Origin of the sequence: Frankia sp. AgPm24 (assembly GCF_023243055.1) — a bacterium.
GTDB lineage: Bacteria > Actinomycetota > Actinomycetes > Frankiales > Frankiaceae > Frankia > Frankia umida.
This window is the reverse complement of record NZ_JALKFW010000160.1, coordinates 25,189-45,262: the sequence shown is the minus strand read 5'-3', so window position 1 is coordinate 45,262 and position 20,074 is coordinate 25,189. Positions and strand designations below refer to the sequence as shown.

22 protein-coding genes are annotated in these 20,074 nt (G+C 71.4%); 13 read left to right on the top strand and 9 right to left on the bottom strand.

Features of this window, described 5'->3' with window-relative positions; genetic code table 11:
* Positions 1–2 precede the first annotated feature (2 nt).
* On the top strand, positions 3–650 hold the full coding sequence (locus tag MXD61_RS08665; protein WP_248812322.1) for a response regulator transcription factor: 648 nt from the start codon (positions 3–5) through the stop codon (positions 648–650).
* Between the two features lie 16 nt (positions 651–666).
* Here the strand turns inward: MXD61_RS08665 and cynS are convergent, their stop codons facing one another.
* Positions 667–1,110 carry a cyanase gene (cynS, locus tag MXD61_RS08660; RefSeq protein WP_248812321.1) on the bottom strand — a complete coding sequence of 148 codons (444 nt, stop codon included), beginning with the start codon at positions 1,108–1,110 and terminating at the stop codon, positions 667–669.
* Positions 1,111–1,262: 152 nt separating this feature from the next.
* The gene (locus MXD61_RS08655) at positions 1,263–2,027 is read right to left on the bottom strand and encodes a trypsin-like serine protease (protein WP_248812320.1); all 765 of its coding nucleotides are present in this window, start codon (positions 2,025–2,027) and stop codon (positions 1,263–1,265) included.
* Between the two features lie 414 nt (positions 2,028–2,441).
* Between MXD61_RS08655 and MXD61_RS08650 the strand changes: the two genes are divergently transcribed.
* The 4 genes from MXD61_RS08650 (at position 2,442) to MXD61_RS08635 (ending at position 4,859) form a co-directional block, all read left to right on the top strand.
* Positions 2,442–2,951: a hypothetical protein gene (locus tag MXD61_RS08650; protein WP_248812319.1), complete on the top strand. Its 510-nt coding sequence runs from the start codon at positions 2,442–2,444 to the stop codon at positions 2,949–2,951.
* 180 nt (positions 2,952–3,131) lie between these two features.
* Positions 3,132–3,776, top strand: coding sequence for a dihydrofolate reductase family protein (locus MXD61_RS08645; RefSeq protein WP_248812318.1), 645 nt, complete (start codon positions 3,132–3,134; stop codon positions 3,774–3,776).
* Positions 3,777–3,875: 99 nt separating this feature from the next.
* Positions 3,876–4,301, top strand: coding sequence for a PPOX class F420-dependent oxidoreductase (locus tag MXD61_RS08640; protein ID WP_248812317.1), 426 nt, complete (start codon positions 3,876–3,878; stop codon positions 4,299–4,301).
* Between the two features lie 54 nt (positions 4,302–4,355).
* Entirely contained in the window at positions 4,356–4,859 is a 504-nt protein-coding gene (locus MXD61_RS08635; RefSeq protein ID WP_248812316.1) for a nuclear transport factor 2 family protein, read from the top strand.
* Between the two features lie 14 nt (positions 4,860–4,873).
* Here MXD61_RS08635 and MXD61_RS08630 read toward each other — a convergent pair whose 3' ends face one another.
* Entirely contained in the window at positions 4,874–5,836 is a 963-nt protein-coding gene (locus MXD61_RS08630; RefSeq protein WP_248812315.1) for an NADP-dependent oxidoreductase, read from the bottom strand.
* A gap of 233 nt (positions 5,837–6,069) precedes the next feature.
* Here MXD61_RS08630 and MXD61_RS08625 point away from each other — a divergent pair, with 233 nt between their 5' ends.
* The 4 genes from MXD61_RS08625 (at position 6,070) to MXD61_RS08610 (ending at position 10,349) form a co-directional block, all read left to right on the top strand.
* Positions 6,070–6,726, top strand: a complete 657-nt coding sequence (locus tag MXD61_RS08625) for a TetR/AcrR family transcriptional regulator (RefSeq protein WP_248812314.1) — start codon at positions 6,070–6,072, stop codon at positions 6,724–6,726.
* A 65-nt stretch (positions 6,727–6,791) separates the two neighbouring features.
* The gene (locus tag MXD61_RS08620; protein WP_251079641.1) at positions 6,792–7,598 is read left to right on the top strand and encodes an SDR family oxidoreductase; all 807 of its coding nucleotides are present in this window, start codon (positions 6,792–6,794) and stop codon (positions 7,596–7,598) included.
* Positions 7,599–7,637: 39 nt separating this feature from the next.
* Entirely contained in the window at positions 7,638–8,675 is a 1,038-nt protein-coding gene (pip, locus tag MXD61_RS08615) for a prolyl aminopeptidase (protein ID WP_248812312.1), read from the top strand.
* A 450-nt stretch (positions 8,676–9,125) separates the two neighbouring features.
* Entirely contained in the window at positions 9,126–10,349 is a 1,224-nt protein-coding gene (locus MXD61_RS08610; RefSeq protein ID WP_248812311.1) for an FAD-dependent monooxygenase, read from the top strand.
* A 114-nt stretch (positions 10,350–10,463) separates the two neighbouring features.
* On the opposite strand, the gene MXD61_RS08605 is transcribed toward MXD61_RS08610, so the two are convergent.
* Both MXD61_RS08605 and MXD61_RS08600 read right to left on the bottom strand, forming a co-directional pair.
* Positions 10,464–11,309, bottom strand: a complete 846-nt coding sequence (locus tag MXD61_RS08605) for a putative protein N(5)-glutamine methyltransferase (RefSeq protein ID WP_248812310.1) — start codon at positions 11,307–11,309, stop codon at positions 10,464–10,466.
* Positions 11,310–11,332: 23 nt separating this feature from the next.
* A complete protein-coding gene (locus tag MXD61_RS08600; protein WP_248812309.1) occupies positions 11,333–11,710 on the bottom strand; it encodes a hypothetical protein in 378 nt (125 codons plus the stop codon).
* A gap of 505 nt (positions 11,711–12,215) precedes the next feature.
* On the opposite strand from MXD61_RS08600, the gene MXD61_RS08595 reads away from it, so the two are divergent.
* From MXD61_RS08595 to MXD61_RS08585, 3 genes are all read left to right on the top strand, one after another.
* The gene (locus tag MXD61_RS08595) at positions 12,216–13,076 is read left to right on the top strand and encodes a helix-turn-helix transcriptional regulator (RefSeq protein WP_248812308.1); all 861 of its coding nucleotides are present in this window, start codon (positions 12,216–12,218) and stop codon (positions 13,074–13,076) included.
* Positions 13,073–13,315, top strand: coding sequence for a DUF397 domain-containing protein (locus MXD61_RS08590; RefSeq protein WP_248812307.1), 243 nt, complete (start codon positions 13,073–13,075; stop codon positions 13,313–13,315). Before MXD61_RS08595 ends, MXD61_RS08590 begins: the two co-directional genes overlap by 4 nt.
* A 904-nt stretch (positions 13,316–14,219) precedes the next feature.
* Complete coding sequence (locus MXD61_RS08585) at positions 14,220–14,378, top strand: hypothetical protein (protein WP_175084866.1); 159 nt, start codon at positions 14,220–14,222, stop codon at positions 14,376–14,378.
* Positions 14,379–14,508: 130 nt separating this feature from the next.
* Here the strand turns inward: MXD61_RS08585 and MXD61_RS08580 are convergent, their stop codons facing one another.
* Complete coding sequence (locus tag MXD61_RS08580) at positions 14,509–15,456, bottom strand: hypothetical protein (protein ID WP_248812306.1); 948 nt, start codon at positions 15,454–15,456, stop codon at positions 14,509–14,511.
* The gene (locus MXD61_RS08575; RefSeq protein WP_248812305.1) at positions 15,453–16,496 is read right to left on the bottom strand and encodes an SPFH domain-containing protein; all 1,044 of its coding nucleotides are present in this window, start codon (positions 16,494–16,496) and stop codon (positions 15,453–15,455) included. Before MXD61_RS08575 ends, MXD61_RS08580 begins: the two co-directional genes overlap by 4 nt.
* Positions 16,497–16,604: 108 nt before the next feature.
* Here MXD61_RS08575 and MXD61_RS08570 point away from each other — a divergent pair, with 108 nt between their 5' ends.
* Positions 16,605–17,351, top strand: a complete 747-nt coding sequence (locus MXD61_RS08570) for an NUDIX domain-containing protein (RefSeq protein ID WP_225438498.1) — start codon at positions 16,605–16,607, stop codon at positions 17,349–17,351.
* 276 nt (positions 17,352–17,627) lie between these two features.
* Here MXD61_RS08570 and MXD61_RS08565 read toward each other — a convergent pair whose 3' ends face one another.
* Together MXD61_RS08565 and MXD61_RS08560 are read right to left on the bottom strand one after the other, a co-directional pair.
* Positions 17,628–18,707, bottom strand: coding sequence for a DMT family transporter (locus MXD61_RS08565; RefSeq protein WP_248812304.1), 1,080 nt, complete (start codon positions 18,705–18,707; stop codon positions 17,628–17,630).
* A gap of 162 nt (positions 18,708–18,869) precedes the next feature.
* On the bottom strand, positions 18,870–20,042 hold the full coding sequence (locus tag MXD61_RS08560) for a glycosyl hydrolase (RefSeq protein WP_248812303.1): 1,173 nt from the start codon (positions 20,040–20,042) through the stop codon (positions 18,870–18,872).
* Between the last annotated feature and the right edge of the window lie 32 nt (positions 20,043–20,074).

Sequence of the window (20,074 nt, the reverse complement as noted above, 5' to 3'; positions counted from 1 at the left end):
CCGTGAGCCGGCCTACCGTGGTGCTCGCCGAGGATCTGACCCTGCTGCGGGACGGCCTGATCCGGCTGTTCGAGGCCTACGACTTCGAGGTCGTCGCCGCGGTCGACAACGGCCCGATGCTGGTGCGGGAACTGCTGGCCCGGCGTCCGGACATCGCCGTCGTGGACGTCCGTCTGCCACCGACCCACACCGACGAGGGGCTGCGGGCGGCGCTCACCGCCCGCGAGCGGATACCCGGGTTGCCGGTGCTGGTGCTGTCGCAGTACGTCGAGCAGCTCTACGCCCGGGAGCTGCTCGCCGACGGTCACGGCGCGATCGGCTACCTGCTCAAGGACCGGGTGTCGGACGTCCGGCAGTTCATCGAGGCGGTTCGCCGGGTCGCCGCCGGCGGGACCGCGCTCGACCCGACCGTCGTCGCGAGACTTCTCGACAGCCGCCGCCGGCCGCTCGACCGGCTCACCCCACGCGAACGCGAGGTCCTGGCGCACATGGCCCAGGGCCGGTCGAACGCGGCGATCGCGACCGCCATGGTCGTGACCGAGAAGGCCATCGGAAAACACACCAACAGCATCTTCACGAAGCTCGACCTGGCCCCGTCCGAGGACGACAACCGCCGGGTCCGCGCCGTCCTGACCTACCTCGAGGGCTGAGCCGGACGAGGGCGTGTCAGTAACGGCGGTAGGGCAGGAACTTGCCGCTCATCGTGATGTGCACCCGGTCACCGGCCGGATGGGGTTCGCGTTCGAGGTTCATCGAGAAGTCGATGGCGCTCATGATGCCGTCGCCGAACTCCTCCTGGATGAGCTCCTTGAACGTCGTTCCGTACACGGAGATCAGCTCGTAGAACCGGTAGATCAGCGGGTCGCTGGGGACGTCTGTGGGCAGCGAACCACGGTAGGGCGGGTCGGTGAGCAGGCTGGCCGCGTCCGCCGGCAGATCGAGCAGCCCCACCAGGACGGCGGCCTCGGCCTCGTCGAACGACATCTGGCCCAGACACCCCGCGGTGACCGACTCCTTGCTGCGCCCGACCGCCGTGGCGATCTCGGCCCAGGTCAGTTTCCTGCGCCGTCGGTTCGCGACGATCAGCTCGGTCAGTTCCGCGCGGTTCACGCACTGCCTCCTGGCCAGGATCGGTGGAATACCACCCACAGTACGCAAAGACCGAGGTCACGGTCGGGTTTCGTCAGGGCCGCACCGGCTGGCCGGACTCCTCGAGCTGACCGAGCACGACCGAGCACGACCGAGGCGGCCGGGGCGGCCCTCTACTCCGGTGCCGCGATGGTCGACTGGATCCATGAGTGGACGACGTCGATCCGGGAGGCCGTCTCGTCGAAGGGATGCGGGCAGCTCGGACCGCCGCTTTCCACCGCGACCAGAACAGGTCCACCGGTGTCGGACTCACGCACATAGGGCGCGCCGGAGTCGAACGGGCAGGCACCGGTGGTCCACCGTGGCGCCCGACCCCGGACGGCGACGGTGCTGTCGGCGATGCCGCTGATCTGCACCTGACCGCTCTGCAGCCGGCTCAACGGAACCGGATGGTCACCGCGCAGCGCCCCCCACCCCAGGATCCGCAGCACGTCACCGAGGTGCGGCGCGGCCGGGTCGAGCGCGAGCGGCGTGATGTCGTCGACCGGCTCGGCCAGGTGCGCCAGCGCGATGTCGTGGCCCGGTGACTGCACCGCCGCCACCACGGCGACATCGTGGCCACCCGGGCCGGGGCCGTCGGCGTCGACCCGTCCGATCGTCGCTGCCGTCGGATAGAGCACCGGCCCGCTGACCGGCTGGTGGTCGACGTCGTGGAAGCAGTGGCCGGCGGTGATGAGCCAGCTCGGGGCGATCAGCGCCGCGCTGCAGGCACTGTCGTGGTGGCTGCCGTCCGGGTTCGGAATGTCCGTCATGGTCAGCCGGGCGGCGTAGCCGTACTGACCGGGTTGCGCCGTGATGCCGTCCGCCACCGCGTACGCGCTCGTCGCCGTACCCGCGACGAGCAGTGCCGCGGCCGCGGCCAGCCCCGCACCACGCATGGTCCGACGCCGTGTCAACGCACAGGTCACCACTTCCGATTTTTCCGTCACACAGGTCAGACAATCGCAGGAGGTCAGGGCATCGCCCGCGCCACGCCGGCCCGCACCCCAGGGATTACGACGGGACGACATTCGACCCTGATTCTGTCCGGAAAACGACAGAAAATGATTTCCGCCGGCACCGGCGAGCCCGGAAAGTGCCCGCGAGGAACAGGCCGCTCAGCAGCGACAGCACCGCCGCCGGCCGTACCGACCCGCGACCTGACACATTCTTGTGGATAGGCGCCCCGGTTACACACCCGTCGGCCATCGACCCGGATGTCCGTAACCGGCACCGCTATCTGCTGTCGAAATCCCGTTGGCCGTCATGGTCGTCATGGCGGTCCCGGGCTCGGAGCAGAACGGAGCTGGACCATGCGCGGCACAGTCAGGCGAACCAGGGCACTGCGGACGAAGAAGGCCTCGATCACCGTGCTCGCCGCATCGGTGGCGATGGGTGTGAGTCTGTTGTCGGCGCCGGCGGCGCTCGCCTCGGGCGGCCCCGGCAGCGGTCACGGCGGTGGAGACGGCGGCGGGGGCGGCGGGGGCGGCGGCCGTCGCCTCGGGCCGGCGGTGAGCACGGACGGCGTCGGCTCGCTCGGCAGCACCTGGACGCTGAAGTCGCAGCACGACGACGACGGCCCCGGGCTGGTCGCGGGCGAGGAGTTCGAGATCGCCACGCCGGCCGGTCACGTCTGGACGGTGACGTTCGCCGACAACGACATCGTGTTCCTCGACCATGTGGACGTCACGGCGACCGCCACCGGGCTGCGCGCACTGGGCAAGGCACCCGACCAGGGCATCGACCAGACCATGAGCGTGCACGCGGTCGACCGCGCCACCGGCGAGGTCATCGACGGCTCGGTCGACCTGCCGGCGAACTGACCCACACCGCCAGGCCGCACCACATCGTCGGTTGCCTGGTCCTGGCCCCGGTGCCAGGACCAGGGCCCGTCAACCGGGACGGATGCCGGCGTAGGGTCGGCGCCACCACCGATGCTGGTCGGTGCGGCGGTCCGTGGTCGGCCGCCGGGACGTCCGGTGCCAAGCGGAAGGCCGAGTCGTATGTCGCGCGTGCGGGTGCACAACTTCTCCCTGTCCCTCGACGGCTTCGCCACCGGCGACGGCCAGAGTTTCGAGCAGCCCTTCGGCCATGCCGAGGACCGGTTGCACCAGTGGTTCTTCCGGACCCGCGCCTTCCGGTCGATGCACGGCGAGCCCGGCGGTGAGACCGGGGTCGACGACGCGGTGGCCCGCGCCTGGGAGCCGGAGATCGGCGCCGAGATCATGGGGCGCGGCAAGTTCGGCCCGCAGACCGGCCCCTGGGCCGACCACGACTGGAAGGGCTGGTGGGGCGACAACCCGCCCTTCCACACCCCGGTGTTCGTGCTGACGCATCATGTGCGGCCGGCCCTGGAGCTCGAGGGCGGCACCACCTTCCACTTCCTCGACGCCGACCCCGCGCAGGCCCTGCGCCAGGCCCGCGCGGCAGCCGGCGGCCGGGACGTCCGGATCGGCGGCGGCCCGACCACGGTGCGCGCGTTCCTCGCCGCCGACCTGATCGACCACCTGCACGTCGTCCTCACCCCGATCGTCCTCGGCCGCGGGGTGCGGCTGTGGGACGACCTGGAAGGCCTCGAGAAGCGTTTCGCCGTCGAATCGGTGACCAGCCCGCACGGCGTCACCCACGTCACCTTCACCCGCGACTGACCCACTCCGGCGCATCTGGCACCCGGTGACTACCGTGGGCGGCAGGACGTCCGGCGCACGGCTGCGGCGGGCTCACATCTCACGCAGGGAGAACCGGCCGTGGTTGCGCTGCCCCGTGAACTCACCGAGCTCGTCGAGACAGGTCCGTTGGCCCACCTGAGCACCAGCAACGCCGACGGCAGCCCGCAGGTGTCCGTCATCTGGATCGGGCTGGACGGCGATGATGTGGTGAGCGGTCACCTCAACTGGTACGCGAAGCTGCGCAACATCGAGCGAGACCCCCGGGTCGTGCTGTCCCTGGCGGCACCCCGCGAGGCCGGGGTGTTCCTCAACCCGTACGCGGTCCTGCACACCCGGGCCACGATCGAGCCGAGCGACGCCACCTGGGATCTGCTCAACCGCCTGGCGAAGGTCTACATCGCGCCCGACGCCGAGTTCCCGGCGCCCAGGTCCGCCGGCTTCATCGTCCGGTACACCGTGGAACGCGTCACCGGCGTCGGTCCCTGGGTACCCAGCGGGGACTGACCCCGATCTCCCGGTGACGCGCGGAGTTCCCCCACCGCCGTTAGCATCACGGATATGTCGGAGAGGATCAGTGATCGCACCGCGAGTCTGAACCACTGGATCGACACAGCCGAGATCACACAGGTGGTCAACCGCTATTTCCGGGCTCTGGACGAGCGCGTTTTCGACGCTTCCCACCTTGGGCGTATATTCACCGCCGGAGCGGGTGTTATCCGGCCCAACGGCACGCAGCTCACTGGCCCGGCGGCGATCGGCGACGGCCATCGGGAAAGCCTCGCACGCTTCGAGAGCACCCAGCATCTGCTGACCGGGCACGACGTGATCGTGGCCGGTGACAACGCCACCCTCCGGGCGAACCTGGTCGCCATGCACCTGTGGGACGGCGCCCGAAAAAGCGCCGGATCGGCCGAGGACTACTTCGTGGCCGGCAGTGTGATCACCGTGCGGCTGCAACTCACCCCGCAGGGCTGGAAAATCACCGAGCTGGTCAATGACACGATCTGGCGGGCCGGCTCCGGATTCACCGCGATGGCGCACACGGGCCGGCCCACCAGCTGACCACCAGGAAGAACTCAGTGGTCCACCCGAAGCACCAGTTTTCCCTGGATATGGCCCTGTTCGGCCCGCTCGTGCGCCCGGGCCGCCTCGGCGAGCGGATAGACCTCGTCGACAGCGACCCGTAGGACGCCCACGGCGACCAGCCCGACCAGTTCGGCGAGCTGGGAACCGTCGGAGCGCACCTGCCCGCCGCGCACGACGATGCCCCGCCGCGCGAGCTCGTCCTCGTGATAGTCACCGAAGAAGACCGGGCTGAGCACACCCCCGTCCCGGATCGCCGGGGTGAGCAGATGACCCCGCGGACCTCCGACGGTGTCAAACAGGTGGTCGATGTCCTTCGCGGCCCGCGCGACCCGGGTTGTCGTGTAGTCGATGTACTCGTCGACCGCGAGACCACGCAGAAACTCCGCGTGCCGGGTGGACGCGACGGCGACGACGCGTGCCCCGGCCCGACGGGCAAGCTGCACCAGAAAGTGCCCGACGCCGCCAGCCGCCCCGTTGACCAGCACAGTGTGCCCGGACGTGACGGGAGCGTACTCGGTGGCGTACTGCCAGGCGGTGAGACCGGCCATCGGGATCGCAGCCGCGCCCACATGGCTGAGTTCCGACGGTTTACGGGCCAGGTCGCCGACCGGGGCCGTCGCGTACTGCGCGTAGCCCCGCCCACCGTCGACGCCCCCGGACGGGAAACGGAGCAGGCCGAGGACCTCATCGCCCTCCGCCCAGGCGGTGACGCCGGGACCGACCCCCACCACGACCCCGGACACATCCGTGCCCGGAGTCAACGGCAGTGGAACGGACGGGCGCACCTGTTCGGGAATGGTCGGAAAGCCCGCGCGCGCATACAGATCGGGCGGGTTGATCCCGGCCGCGTGCACCTGGACGAGCACCTCGCCCGCGGCCGGCGTCGGACGCTCCACCTCCTCCAGCCGTAGTTCGCTCGGTGGCCCGGTGCGATGGACGCGGATCGACTGCACAGGTCGGATGTCCTTTCTGGTCGTCTACGGCGGTCTCCGCCATCGAGCGGAGCAGCCGGGGTACGACGCGCCAGCTCACCGCAGACCGGCAAGTGGAGCATCGCTCCACATGATAGACGGAGCAGTGCTCCGAATGAGCGTCGAACCGCCGACGTCGGCAGGGACTCGCCGGACGGGCACGGGCCGGGGCAGCGCCGATACAGTGTGGTGCCGATGCAGCGAATACCCACATCATGATCGCCGAGCCGCCCGAGCCGCCCGAGCCGCCCGAGCCGCGGCCAGTCCCCGGGCCCGGGCCCGCGTCCACGCCTCGGGACCGCCGCGCCGACGCCCGTCGCAACTACGAGCACATCCTGGCCACCGCCCGGGTCGTGCTCGCCGAGCAGGGCGTGCAGGCGTCCCTGCGCGACGTCGCCCGTCGGGCCGAGGTCGGACTTGGCACCCTCTATCGGCACTTCCCGACCCGCGAGGCCCTGCTCGAGGCGCTCCTGCGGCAGGGGTTCGACCGGCTCGTCGAGCTCTCCGACACCCTCGCGGCCACCCGTCCACCCGCCGCGGCACTCACCGAGTGGCTACGGGAGCTCGCCGCCGGCGCGGGCACCTACCAGGGGCTGCCGGCGTCCCTGGCCGCGATCATGGACGATCCCGACTCGGCGCTGGCGGTCTCCTGCGCGGCCCTGCGGTCGGCCGGGACACGGCTGCTGGAGCGAGCCCAGGCCGACGGCGAGATCCGCCCCGACGTCACCGGAACCGACGTGTTCGTGCTCACCACCGCCGTGGCCGCTCTGACCGAACGAGGCCCCCTCGCGCAGCGGCGCGACCATCTGCTCGGCGTCATGCTCGACGGCCTGCGCCCCGCTCCCCGAGAATTGTTCGGGCCGTGTTCGTGACCCCTCGGGCTTCGGTGGGAAGAATGGAGGTGTCCAGGAGGCAGGCGCACCCGTTCGGAGGACTCATGTCCGACCCGTATCCGTCCGACCTGCTCCCGCCCACCACACCCGCAGTCGACGGGGCACGGATCGCGCTGGTCACAGGTGCGAGCCGCGGGCTTGGTCGGAGCATGGCCACACACCTCGCCCAGGCGGGCATCGGCGTGATCGGCACCTATCACAGCAACTCCGAGGAAGCGGGCAAACTGGTCGCCGAGCTGACCGCGCTCGACGTCCCGGCGGCGGCACTGCGTCTCGATGTCGCCGACAGCGAGAGCTTCGACGACTTCACCACCCAGATCCGGGCCACCCTTGACGGGTTCGGCGTCGAGCGGCTGGCCTACCTGGTCAACAACGCGGGCATCGGTGTGCACGCGCCGTACACGGAGACCACCGCGGAGCAGTTCGACGAACTGTTCCACGTCCACGTCAAGGCCCCGTTCTTCCTCACCCAGTTGCTGTTGCCCCTGCTCGCCGACGGCGGACGCATCCTCAACGTCTCCTCCGGTCTGGCCCGCTTCACCGGTCCCGGTTTCGCCGCCTACGCCTCGGCGAAGGGTGCCATCGAGGTGCTCACCCGCTATCAGGCCAAGGAGCTGGGCGAACGAGGCATCCGGGTGAACGTGCTGGTCCCCGGCGCCATCGCCACCGACTTCGGCGGCGGAGTCGTGCGGGACAACGAACAGACCAACCGAGCCGTCGCCGCCGCCATCGCGCTGGGCCGCGCCGGCGAGGCCGACGACATCGGCGCCGCCGTCCCCCTGATCCTCGCCGACGGCTTCAGCTGGGCGAACGGCACCCGCATCGAGCTGTCCGGCGGCCAGAACCTGTAAGACCGCCCGCATCCGCACGCGCCGCGCCAAGATGTGGGGGTGACCGCGCAGTATCCGCCGATCGAACCGTACGACCACGGCCTGCTCGACGTCGGCGACGGCCAGCACGTCTACTGGGAGACCTGCGGAAATCCCGCCGGCCGCCCGGCCCTGGTCGTCCATGGCGGGCCGGGTTCCGGTGCGAGCGTCGGTGCCCGCCGCTGGTTCGACCCCGACCGGTACCGGATCATCCTGTTCGACCAGCGCGGCTGTGGCCGCAGCACCCCCCACGCCGGCGACCACGACACCGACCTCACGCACAACACCACCGAGCATCTGCTCGCCGACATCGAGCGGCTGCGCCAGCACCTCGGCGTCGAATCGTGGCTGCTCCACGGCTCGTCCTGGGGATCGACCCTGGCGCTCGCCCACGCGCAGCGCCATCCAGCCACGTTGACGGCCATCGTCCTGGTCAGCGTGACGCTCACCCGTCGCGCCGACATCGACTGGCTCTACCGCGGCGTCGCCCGTTTCTTCCCCGCCGAATGGGAGACCTTCCGCCGCGCGCTACCCGCGCCCGTCCCCGACACGTCCCGCACGAGCGCCCCCGACGCCGCCCTCGACACCGCGCTCGGTACCTGGCAGCCCGCCGGTGGTCTCGTCGCCCGTTACGCGCGCCGGTTGGACGATCCCGACCCCGCCGTGCGCGCGGCGGCCGCCGATGCCTGGTGCGCCTGGGAGGACGCGGTCATCTCGCTGGAATCGAACGGTCGCCCCGGCGCCTACGGAAGCCGTCCCCCGCGCGCCCGGCTGGCCCTCGCCCGGATCTGCTCCCACTACTTCAGCCACGGCGCCTGGCTGGACGAAGGCATCCTGCTGCGCGACGCCGGCCGCCTCGCCGGCATCCCCGGGGTGCTGATCCATGGACGGCACGACCTGGGCAGCCCCTACCAGGTGGCCTGGGACCTCGCCCGCGCCTGGCCCGACGTCGAACTCATCGGCGTGACCGACTCCGGCCACACCGGCAGTGCCGCCCTGGGCCACCATCTGCGCACGGCCCTCGACCGTCTCGCCGCCACCCCCACCCGCTCCTCATAACCAGAACCGCCCGCGAAAACGTCACAGAACGCGACCATGGTCGAGGGGCGGCGCGGCACCGCGTCCCATCAACAAGCCGTGCGGGCCGCTTGGTGCACAAACCATGTTAAATCGCCCAGTCACCTTGCGGTCCCCGTGATGCCGGCGGACGAACAGGGGTCGCATCGACGGGCACTTTGCCGCGTCCGTCCGCGTTGAACCTTCTGGAGCGGCGTAGCAGCGATACGCCGAAGAGCCGCAAAGCAGTACAACGCGCCACGCCCGAACGCGGGGTTGGCCGATGTTCGTCACACCGCGCATTCGAACCTAGATCGATTTCCCAAGCGGGTCGTACGCTGACTTTCCCGCCCTGACCACCGCCCCGCCCTGACCACCGCCACCGAACCGTGCCCACCACCGATCGCCGCCCCCACCCGCTGTGCGCTCGCCCCACCCACCCACGGAGGATCCATGGGCAACCGGACGGTGCTCGTCTCCGGCGCCGGCATCGCCGGGACGACGCTCGCGTACTGGTTGGCGTGGCATGGGTTCCGCCCCACGGTGGTCGAGCGCGGGCTGTGGCAGCGCACCAGCGGCAGCCCGGTGGACGTCCGCGGTCAGGCCCTCCAGGTGGCCCGGCGGATGGGCACGCTCGGGCTGCTGCGGGCGGCCGCCACGGGTGTCGCGGGCATGCGGTTCGTCGATGGCTACGGGCGGGGCACCGGGCGGGTCAACCTGCGTGCCCTCGCACGCTCGACCGGCGGGCATGACATCGAGGTTCCGCGCGGCACGCTCGCCGCGATCCTGGAGCAGGCCAGCGCCCCGCACGCCGAGTTCGTCTTCGGTGACTCCATCGCCGCCCTGGCGCAGGACGAGCACGGGGTGGACGTCACCTTCGACCATGGGAGGACCCGCCGGTTCGACCTCGTCGTCGGGGCCGACGGGTTGCACTCGACGGTACGCCGTCTGGCGTTCGGTCCGGAGTCCGCTTACGTCCGCCATCTCGGGCTGTACAGCGCGACCGTGCCTTTTGACGGGCCAGCCGACTACGGCCGCGAGGTCGTGATGCACAACACGCCCGGTCGGGTGGTCGCGTTGCAGCCCTCGGCCGACGGGCCGATCGCCTTCTTCGCGTTCCGACACGCGCAGATCCCGGACTTCAACCACCGCGACATCGAGCAGCATCGCCTTCTGCTCGCCGCCGCGTTCGGCCGCGGTACCTGGCGCACCCCCGAACTGCTCGCCCGGGCCCAGGCCACCGAGGACCTCTACTTCGACGCGGTCAGCCGGGTGCACATGCCGACCTGGTCCACCGGGCGGATCACGCTCGTCGGCGACGCCGCCTCCTGCGTGTCCCTGTTCGGCGACGCGCCCTCGCTGGCCATGGCAGGTGCGTTCGCGCTCGCCGAGGAACTCGCCGCCACCCCCAACGACCACCGGGCCGCGCTGCGCCGCTACGAGGCGCGCCACCGCCGGCTCGCCGATCCACGCCAACGTGGCGTGGAACAGGCCTCCCATCTGCTGGTGCCGGCGACCTGGGCGGGCATCCGGGCGCGCAACGCGGCCAGCCGGCTGTGGCCGGCCGCGGCTGCCGCCGGCTGGCTTGGCAGCCGGCTCACCTCCAGCCCGCTCGCGCCCGCCCTGCCGATGCCGCCCCGCGCCACCCGTTCCGCCGGCGCCGCCACCCCCACCTGAGCCGCCACCCCCACCTCCCCCTCTGGTCCCGGTAGCAGGATCGATCCGTCCCGCCGGGCCGCCAGCGGCGACCCGTGACGACGGTGCTGTCCCCGCGTGTTCGTGGACCGCGTACTAGCGACTCGCGACGACCGCGACGGCGTCGAGCGGTTCGGATCGCGCGACCCGGGCGGTCAGACCGACCCTGGCGGCCGCCTCGAGCAGCGCCGCTGTCTGCCGGTCAGCAGCCTCCATGATCAGGATGGCCTGGGGGGCGAGCCAGTCCGGCGCGTCGGCGATCACCCGGCGCAGCACGTCGAGGCCGTCCGTCCCGCCGTCCAGGGCGATGCGTGGTTCGTGTTCCCGTGCCTCGGGCGGCATCAGGCCGAGGGCGTCGCTTGGCACGTACGGCGCGTTCGCGATCAGGACGTCGACCCGGCCGCGCAGGTCCGTGGGCAACGCGGTGTAGAGGTCTCCGGCGTGCACCCGGCCGCCCAGCCCGGTCAGGTTGCGCCGCGCGCACCGCACCGCCTCGGGTTGGAGGTCGGCGGCGTGCACCCGCGCGGTCGGCAGCCGCGCCAGGATCGCCGAGGCCACCGCACCAGACCCGCAGCACAGATCCACGACGATCACCCGCGACGGGTCGCGGATGCGCCGCAGCGCCAGATCGACGAGCAGTTCGGTCCGCCGGCGCGGCACGAACACACCCGGCTCCACCAGAACCCGTCGACCGTGGAACTCAACCCAGCCGAGGATGTACTCCAGAGGCTCACCGGCCACCCGACGCGCCACCAGAGCATCAAGATCACCAGGGATGGGCTCGACCCCACCTGCCCCGCCCTCGACGGCATCGACGGCATCGACGAGCAGAAGCGCCTCGTCCTCGGCGAAGACGCAGCCCGCGGCGCGCAGTTGACGCACGACGGCGGGCAGCCGGGGGTCAGCGGGGTGCGCGGGACCAGCGGGTCGCGACAGTTCCAAGCCACAGACGGTACCAGTGATGGTCAGGTCCGCGGCTGTGGCGGTCCGCCGCCGGCCAGCACCACCCCCTCGACGGTCAACGGGTCGGCCGTCGACCCGCGCCGGCGCGGGACGGACGCCGGCGCGCACACGGGCTCGGCCGACGGCGCACGCACCGACCGTGGTGTTTCCGCGCCTTCGCAGTAGCCGTATTCCACCCGGCGTCGCCACACCGTCAACCGACAACGCCCACCATCGACCGTCCAGGTACGCCGGTCCACACGGTCCTCTATCTGTACGGGTGGGCGGGCCGCGGGTTCCGCGGCCCGGTGGTGTGCCCAGGTGTGCGCCGTTTCCCATTCCGGGAATGTGGCGACGAGTTCACCGTCTCCGTCGTACACCTGAAAGCGGCGAGTCTGCATCGTTCGCGCCTTTCGAGTATCGTCCGGGCGATTCGGGATCGCCGGGCGGCGCTGGTTCGTGGGCAACGGTGACGGCGAGCGGCGCCGAGGCGCGTCGGCGGGAAACCAGGGTTCGGCGGCGCGTGGTGATGCGACGACGCGTGGCGGTGCGTGGCGGTGCGTGGCGGTGCGTGGCGGTGCGGCAGAGAGCGTGACGGTGCGTGGCGGCCGGCTCCGGGCGGGGCTCGGCGTCCAGCCGCCCGGAGCCGGCGCTTGGGCACCCCCCTGGACCTGGGTGCGGGCCGGCCGGTTACTCCCTGTATATCAGGAGCCACTTCCACCATCTCACTTAGAGGAATTACTCCGCCACTCAAGGTAGCTCATCATGTCGCCCGACACCCCCGCGCACGGCTTCTGCAACAGCTCCTGTAAGAGTTTCGCTACTCAGAGGCGCACACTGTGGATAAGGAGTGGCGATCCGGTGGCAGGATGCATCCATCACTCCGAACCGACCGAAGGACGAACGATGGCCACGAGTGGCGGTCCGACCGTGCGACGCAGGCGGCTGGGAGCCGAACTGCGGCGGCTGCGAGAGAGCGCCGGAGTCTCCGTGGACGAGGTCTGCCAGCTCCTGCGCTGCTCCATCTCCAAGGTCAGCCGCATGGAGAACGGCCGAGTGCCGGTGCGCACCCGCGACGTCTCCGACCTGCTCGGCCTCTATGGCGTCGCCAAGGGCGAGCAGCACGACGCGCTGATGGCGCTGGCCCGGGAGTCGCGCCGACACGGCTGGTGGCACTCGTACCACGACGTCGTCCCCACCTGGTTCGAGATCTACATCGGCCTGGAAGGGGACGCGACGTCCATCCAGGTCTACGAGTCACAGCTGGTACACGGCCTGTTGCAGACCGGTGACTACGCCCGTCAGGTCATCCGCGCCGACGACCCGGAGGTCGCTGCGGAGGAGATCGATCGCAAGATCGCACTCCGGATGGACCGGCAGCACCGCCTCACCGCGCCGAACCACCCGCGACTGTGGGTAATCCTTGACGAGGCCGTCCTGCGCCGCGAGATCGGTGGTCGGGCGGTTATGCGCGAACAGCTCGAGTTCATTGCCAAAAGGTCCGAACTCCCGAACGTGACCATTCAGGTGATTCCCTTCGACGTGGGCGCACATGCCGGTCTGGGCAGCGCCTTCTCGATACTCGGCTTCCCGGACTCAGAAGACCACGAAGTAGTCTATATAGAAGAGGCGGCCGGTAGCCTCTATATCGAGCGCGTTGCGGAAGTCCGCCGATATAAATTGAAGATGGATCATCTCCTGGCCGCCGCGCTGCGGCCCGAGGAATCCGTCCAGATGATACTTTCGGTGGCAAAGGAACTCACATGACCATGTTTGCGAAGCCCGATCCGCAGGACCACACCGAGCTGACCTGGCGCCGGAGCAGCTACAGCAACGGTGCGGGCGGAATGTGTGTGGAGATCGCGCCGCTGGGCGAGGGGGTCGCCGTCCGCGACTCGAAGGACCCGTTCGGCCCGGTCCTCGCCTTCACCGCCGGCGAGTGGGACGCCTTCCTCGCCGGCGCCCGTGACGGGGAGTTCGATCGCGCGCGGGTACACGTGGGGTGACCCCCGCCCCGGTGCGGTGACGTCCGTCCGATCCGGTCCGGCAGCCTGTCCCAACGGGGCCGGACCGGGCGGGACGAACGTCCCGACGTCGGCCCTCACACCCTCGGTCGCGTTACGTGCCGGTTGGCTCTTGCGCAACGGCTCCCGGACGCGCACTCTTGTAGATGTTCAGTAGAGCTTTGTTGTTGTGATCGTGTCGTTGTTATCGTGATCGTGTCGTTGTGGTCGCGGCAGGTCCGGGTACGACGCTCACGCCGCGCATCGTGCGGGATGCGCGGCGCAACAGTCGGTCCGGGCAGGGCGGGCGCACGACACGGTGCCTTTGTCATCCCTCGTCCTCTGGACGGGCAATGCGGGCCCGGTGGCCCGCTCCTACGCGGAGGAGGGCAGTCGTCGTGACCAGTGTTGACGGTTCGGCTACCCATACGCCGATATCCGCTGCCCCGGCCCAGGTGGCCGCGTCGGCGCGGTCCGGCGGTCGCTGTCGTCCCCGCGCACCACACTCGCTCTGTTGCCCCGGCCAGCGTGACGTACCCGCCTGGCGCCGGGTGCCGGCCGGCGAGCATCGGGCTGGTCGGGTAACCGGCGCGGCCCTGCTGACGCCCTCCTAGCCGCAGGCGCCGACCCGCCCTCACGCCACGGTCCGTGCTGGTGGAGTTGACCTTCCTCGCCGGCACGGCCCACCGGCCACCGGCCCAGAACTCACCCGTCCCACACGGAGGGCCTGGGTCTCGGTGGCTGCCGGCCCGACGGATCCCGCCGCCAGCGTCAGCGCCCTCTTGTCACACTTTGGCACCCAGGGCCACGACCGGGGTCCGCTCTCCCACGGCGGACGCGGGTCCTGGTCGGCGACCCCGTACGAACAGCACCGTCGGAGTTCCCCTGCCACCGGGAGGTGATCGCCGTGGCCACTGCCACGACCAACCTGCTCAACACCCCGAACGAAGACCAACGAGTGGATCGGGTCCGCCGCGCGGCGCTGTCGGCCTACGTGGACGGAAAGATCAGTTTCGCACAGGCGAACCTGCGGGTTCGCAAGGCCATCGAACGCTTCCTCGTGTGACCAGTCACTCGATGCCCCGCGGACGGCGCCGGCCCCCCGCCGGCCCGTCCGCGGCAGGCGCCATCCGACGCCCCGGTCGCCAGGTAGGCACCCGTCCGACCCGCCGGGTACGCCGCCGCGGCTGATCTGGTCACAGCAGGTGCAGGCGGCGCTGCGCCACACCGACGGTGAGCCGCTGCCCCCAGGAGAGCTCGATCGCGTCCGATTCGATGCCGTCGCCGAACACGACCATCCGATCCGATTCGACCAGGACCTCCAGGCGGGCCGCCCCGGTCAGCCCGCCCTGTGTGCGGGCGGTGCCCGTCTCGGGCGAGGGCCACGCCTCCCGGACGAACCAGGCCAGCGCGCCCGCCGTCGGCGCCGGCAGGTCGATCTCGCCGCCACGCTGCGCCCAGACCGAACGGCACCAGCCCGTCGCTCCCGTCCCGGTGCCCACCAGCAGACCGGACGACGCCTGACGCTCCGCCACCAGCCCGGCAGCGGCTTCGGTGACCGCGGCTTCGGTGACCGCGGCTGCCGGGACCCGCAGGACGTACCGGGCGGTCTGATGTCCGGGGTCGCCGACGTAGACCTCGTTGAGCGCGAGGATCCGCTGCCCGTCATCGGAGTGGGCCTCCACCATCGTGAGGTCGCGGGCCGACCCGCCTGGCCGGGCCGCGTCCTCACCCGTCAGGGCCCGCAGCATGCCGGCCGCCGCGGCGGGCGGGTGCCGGACGAGCACTCCGGGGTTGCGTCCGACGTCGGCGTTGATGCCCAGGACGGGCTGGCCGTCGAGGTACTTCGCCACGTTCGCGACCAGACCGTCCTGGCCGACGCAGATCACCACGTCGTCGGGAGCGAACAGGAACCGGTCCAGATCGGCCCGCTCCACCTCGCCGCGCCGCCAGTGCGCGGGGATCGCCGCGGTCACCGCCTGGCGGGCCGCCCGCGTGGCCTCGTCGGCGGCCTGCACCGGCGCGAGCTCCCGGCCGCGGGTCCGCAGGAAGAACTCGGCCTGGCCACGGGTGCCGTGCCGGGCGATCAGCTCGGTGTACTCGGTGCGCCGGTGCACCAGGACCGCCCGCGGGGCGAGACTCATGGCTGCTGCTGCCCGGTGTGGGCGAGGCGGCTGAGCAGTTCGGTGAGCATGTCCGGGGTGATCGTGAGCGCGCCGATCGAGGGCAGGTGGTCGGCGAGGTCGCGCACGGCCAGGGCGACCATCGCCGAGGTGTCGAGCCCGGTGACGGAGGCGACCCGGGCCGCCTCCGCGTCCGCCTCGGCCTGCCCGACCAGGCGTACCGCCTCGGCGCGGGCGGCGGCCTCGATGCGGACCCGTTCGGCCTGCGCGCTGGCGGCGGTCCGGGCGCGCCGCGCCTCGGCCTCGGCGGCGATGCCCGCGGCGGCGGCCTGTTCGGTCATCCGGCGCTGTTCGTTGGCGCCTTCCTGGGTGACCAGCCGCTCGGCCCGCACCGCGAGTTCGATCTTGCTCTGCAGTTCGTTCTCGGCGATCCGCCGTTCCTGCTCGACGGCCAGTGCCCGCCGCCCGTAGGTGGCCCGGTCGGCCTCGGACTGGATCTGCTCCCGGGTCGGGGTGGTCAGTGCCTTCTCCACCTCCGGCGCCGGGCGCACCGCGACCACCCGCACCCCGGCGACGGCGATACCGGTCTGGACCAGCCGGGTGTCCGTGCGCAGCCCGTCGGTCACCCGGGCCCGGATCTCCGGGACGCCCTCGGCGAGCGCGGCCGTCAGCGGTGCGCGGGCGAGCAGGTCCGAGGCGTACTGCTGGGCCGTCTCGGTGATCAGGCCGGCCAGCTGGTCGAGCGGCTTCTCCCGCCAGCCGCCGAGCTCCGGGTCGATACCGAAGTCGATCCGGGCGGCGGCCAGCGCCGGGTCCGCGATCCGGTAGGTGACGGTGGCCTGCACCGCGACGTCCTGGAAGTCGGAGGTGCGGGCGTGGAACAGCACCGCGAGCTCCCGGTCGTCCACCGGCACCTCGCTGATCACCGCCGTCCGCGGGCGGTACCAGAAGACCTGGCCGACGCCCTCGTGGGCGACCTCGGTGCCGCGCAGGTGCCGGATGTACGAGGTCGGACGCCCCCGCAGGTGACACAGGAACGGTACGCGGCTGATGTCCGCCATGACTGCCTCCCAATGGTCGGCGCCCGCACCGACCGTCACTTTTATCGTCGAAGTGACGATAACCGTCGACGGCCTTTTTCGTCAAGGTGACGATATATGGTGCGGTCCATGCCACCCTCGCTTCCCGATGGCGTCGTCCCGGTGCCCCTGAGCGTCGATCTCGTCCTGCTGACCGTCCGCGACGACCAGTTGGCCGTGCTGCTGGTGCGCCGCGGGATCGACCCGTATCGCGGCAGGTGGGCGCTGCCCGGCGGGTTCGTCCGCCCCGGGGAGGACCTCGCCGACGCCGCCGTACGCGAACTCGCCGAGGAGACCGGCCTGCGGCATCCGCCGGCGCATCTCGAGCAGCTCGCGACCTACGGCACCCCCGGCCGTGATCCGCGCGGCCACGTGGTCACCGTCGCGTTCCTGGCCCTGGCCCCGCAGTCACGGGCTCCCGTCGCCGGCACGGACGCCGCCGACAGCCGCTGGGCCGCGCTCGGCGACACCTCGACGGCCGACCTCGCCTTCGACCACGCCACGATCGTGGCCGACGGGCTGGAACGGGCCCGCTCCAAGATCGAGTACAGTGCCGTCGCGACGGCGTTCTGCGAGCCGGAGTTCACGGTCGCGGCCCTGCGGCGGATCTACGAGCTGGTCTGGGGATGCCGCCTGGACCCCCGCAACTTCCATCGCAAGGTGACCGGCACCGCGGGATTCCTCGTCCCGACCGGACGCCTCACCACCCGCGACGGTGGCCGCCCCGCGGAGCTCTACCGCCGTGGGGAGGCAGGTCTGCTGCACCCCGCGATGCTGCGGCCCGCCCGGGAACGGTCACCAGGCGACGGCGCCGCGCGCCAGAACGGTTCCAGATAGCCCGGATGGCTCGCGGTGGCGAGGCTTCGAGGCGGAGACGGCCGGGCGCCCGGGCGATCGGGGGGTGAACCCGGGCGGCCGGCCACGGCAACCTTCTCACCGAAAGCGCACGCAGGCTCACTGTTCGTGGACTAGTGTGGCGTGAGAGTCACCAGCTGTCCACCCTCGCCACGTCCGCCGTAATTGCGCCCACCCGAAGACCGCGCCAGCAAGGCCCGAGGAGTCCGAGATAATCACACTTCGCCAGGGTGGCGCGCCCTTCGGGGGCAGCCTTCGCTACTTTCCGCGGTTGGTCGCGTGCAGATCGTTGGGTCTGGGGAACGCCGCGGGGCCGCGCGGAGGAGCCGCCGAGGCAGGCAGGGCCGCGGTCGCGGAGGTGCCCGGGTCCACCGCGGTGCCCTCCTCGGACACGGCGCCCTCGGACACGGCACCCTCGGTGGTGACGTCCTCGGCCTCGTCGACGGAGCGGTTGGCGGCCATCCGGTCGCGGCCGAGGGCGACGATGCCGGCGGCGACCATGGTCAGGGCGATGATGAAGGCGACACGCTGGGGGCCGTCCGGCGCCGGCTCGTCGAAGAGGGTGACGCCGAGGGTGACCGGCAGGAACGCGGACACCCCGCTGGTGACCGGGAAGGCGATGACCGCGGCGCGCCCCTGCAGACCACGTTGCTGCAGGCCAAGCGCCAGCACGGAGAACAGCACCAGCAGGTACGGGGTCGGGGTGGTGAGCAGGTCGACGAGGGTGGACTGCCCCTCGCGGCGCTCGTGCACCGCCAGCCCGATCTGGCGGGTGGCCAGCGTCGCGATCGCGTAGCAGACCCCGGCGGCGGCGCCGAAGCCGAGCGCGGTGGCGGCGATACCGCCCCGGCGGGCGGCCACGTTGGCCAGGAACGCGCAGAACAGCGCGAACATGAGGCCGAGCACGAGGAACGCGAGCAGGACATCGGTGCTGGCCGAGCTGCCGACCTCGGCCCGGCGGGCGAACGCGTAGGCGAGCAGGCCGATGCCGGCCACCATCGAGGCGACCCCGAGCCAGCCGTTACGGCTGATCCGCTCACCGAGCACCCGCTGCGCCAGCAGCGTGAACACGATCATGTCGAGGGCCATCACCGGGGCGACGAGCGCGACCGGGGCCACCGACAGCGCGGCGACCTCGAGCAGGAACGACCCGGCCTCGACCGCGAGCCCCAGCAGCCACAGCGGACGCAGCACCAGATGGGCGAGCAGGCCCAGGCCCAACCCGCCGGAGCTCGTCTCCTCCTCGCGGGCCGCGCGCGCCTGCACCAGCGGAGCGATGCCGTACAGGCCCGCCGAGACGGCCGCCGTCGGCAGCCCGACCAGCAGCGCCGTGCTCATCTGCCGGCCGCCGCGGCCGCACGCGGGACCGGCCCGCTCGAAGACACCATCGGTACGCGGCCTACCCCCGTCTGCTTCACACCCACCACCCGTCCCAGTCAACACCGACGGCGAGCCGCGGCATTCCGGGCCAGGCGGGGCGACACCGAACAAGGGTGTGGCTCACCAGTGGGCGCCGAAACCGATCTGGGCCAGTGCGGCGTCGAAGGCCTGCTCCCAGGCCTGCGGACCGATGGCCACCCGATGCGAGGGGGGCTTGACCCGGTCGAGGCAGGCCAGGGCCGAGCGGGTCAGCGAGACCGGGTCGGTGTTGGTGACCTCGGCATGGCCACGCTCGAGCTCCTTCTGCAGGTTGTCCCGGCCGTGGCCGGGCACGACGTCGAGCAGCAGCAGATCCCGTCCGATCACCCGGGCCTCGCTGCAGGTGTCACCGGAGGAGGTCACGACCAGGTCGCTGGCGGCCATCAGCGCGGGAATACGGTCGGTGAAACCGAACGGGATGACCTTGTGCTGGCGTTCGGCCAGCGCCGTGAGTCTCGCGGCGAGCCGCTCGTTGCGCCCGGCGACGGCCAGCACGTAGATCCCGGCGCCGGAGAGCGCCGCGGCGCTTTCCACCAGCGGGCCAAGGCCCCACGAGCCGGACATGAGCAGCACGCACGGGGCGTCCCCGGGAATGCCGAGTTCCGCGCGGGCCTCCTCCTGGGACGGCGGGTCGTAGAAGGGGGTACGCACCGGGGTCGGCACGACCGAGACCAGCGCGTTCGGCGCGAACCGCCGCACATAGCGGGCGGCGGTCTGGGAGGTCACCAGATAGAGATCGGTGTTGTCGTGCACCCACAGTCGGTGCACGCAGCAGTCGGTGGAGAAGACCGCGGTGACCAGGCCGGGAAACTCGTCCTTGACCCGGCTGGTCGCCGCGGCTCCGGTGGCGAAGATGGAGACGACGAGATCGGTGGGTGTGGTGCTCAGTTCCTCGCGCAGGGCGGGGACGACGTAGCGGCTCGACGTCCGCTCGATGAGCCCGGCGAGTTTTCCGCCGGTGCGCATCTGCGAGAAGTGCACCGCGTCGTACAGGCCGGGCACGGCGAGCATCCCGCGGAAGACCTTCTCTCCGCGGGCCCCGTTGCGACCGCCGAGCATGCGCAGGCTGTCGCCGGTACGGGCGGTCCACCCGCGCCGGGTCAGCGAGGCGCCGCAGGCCTCGGCCATCACGTCGTGCCCCATCCCGAGCGACCCGGACAACAGCAGCGCGGACCCGCGCCGCGCCGGCGTCCGAGCCGTCAGGTCGCCGTCCTGTGAGGGTCCGGTCACCGTCACACCACCGATCTGCGTCATGCGGTCTGCGTCATGGGCTGGTCATCGTGCCG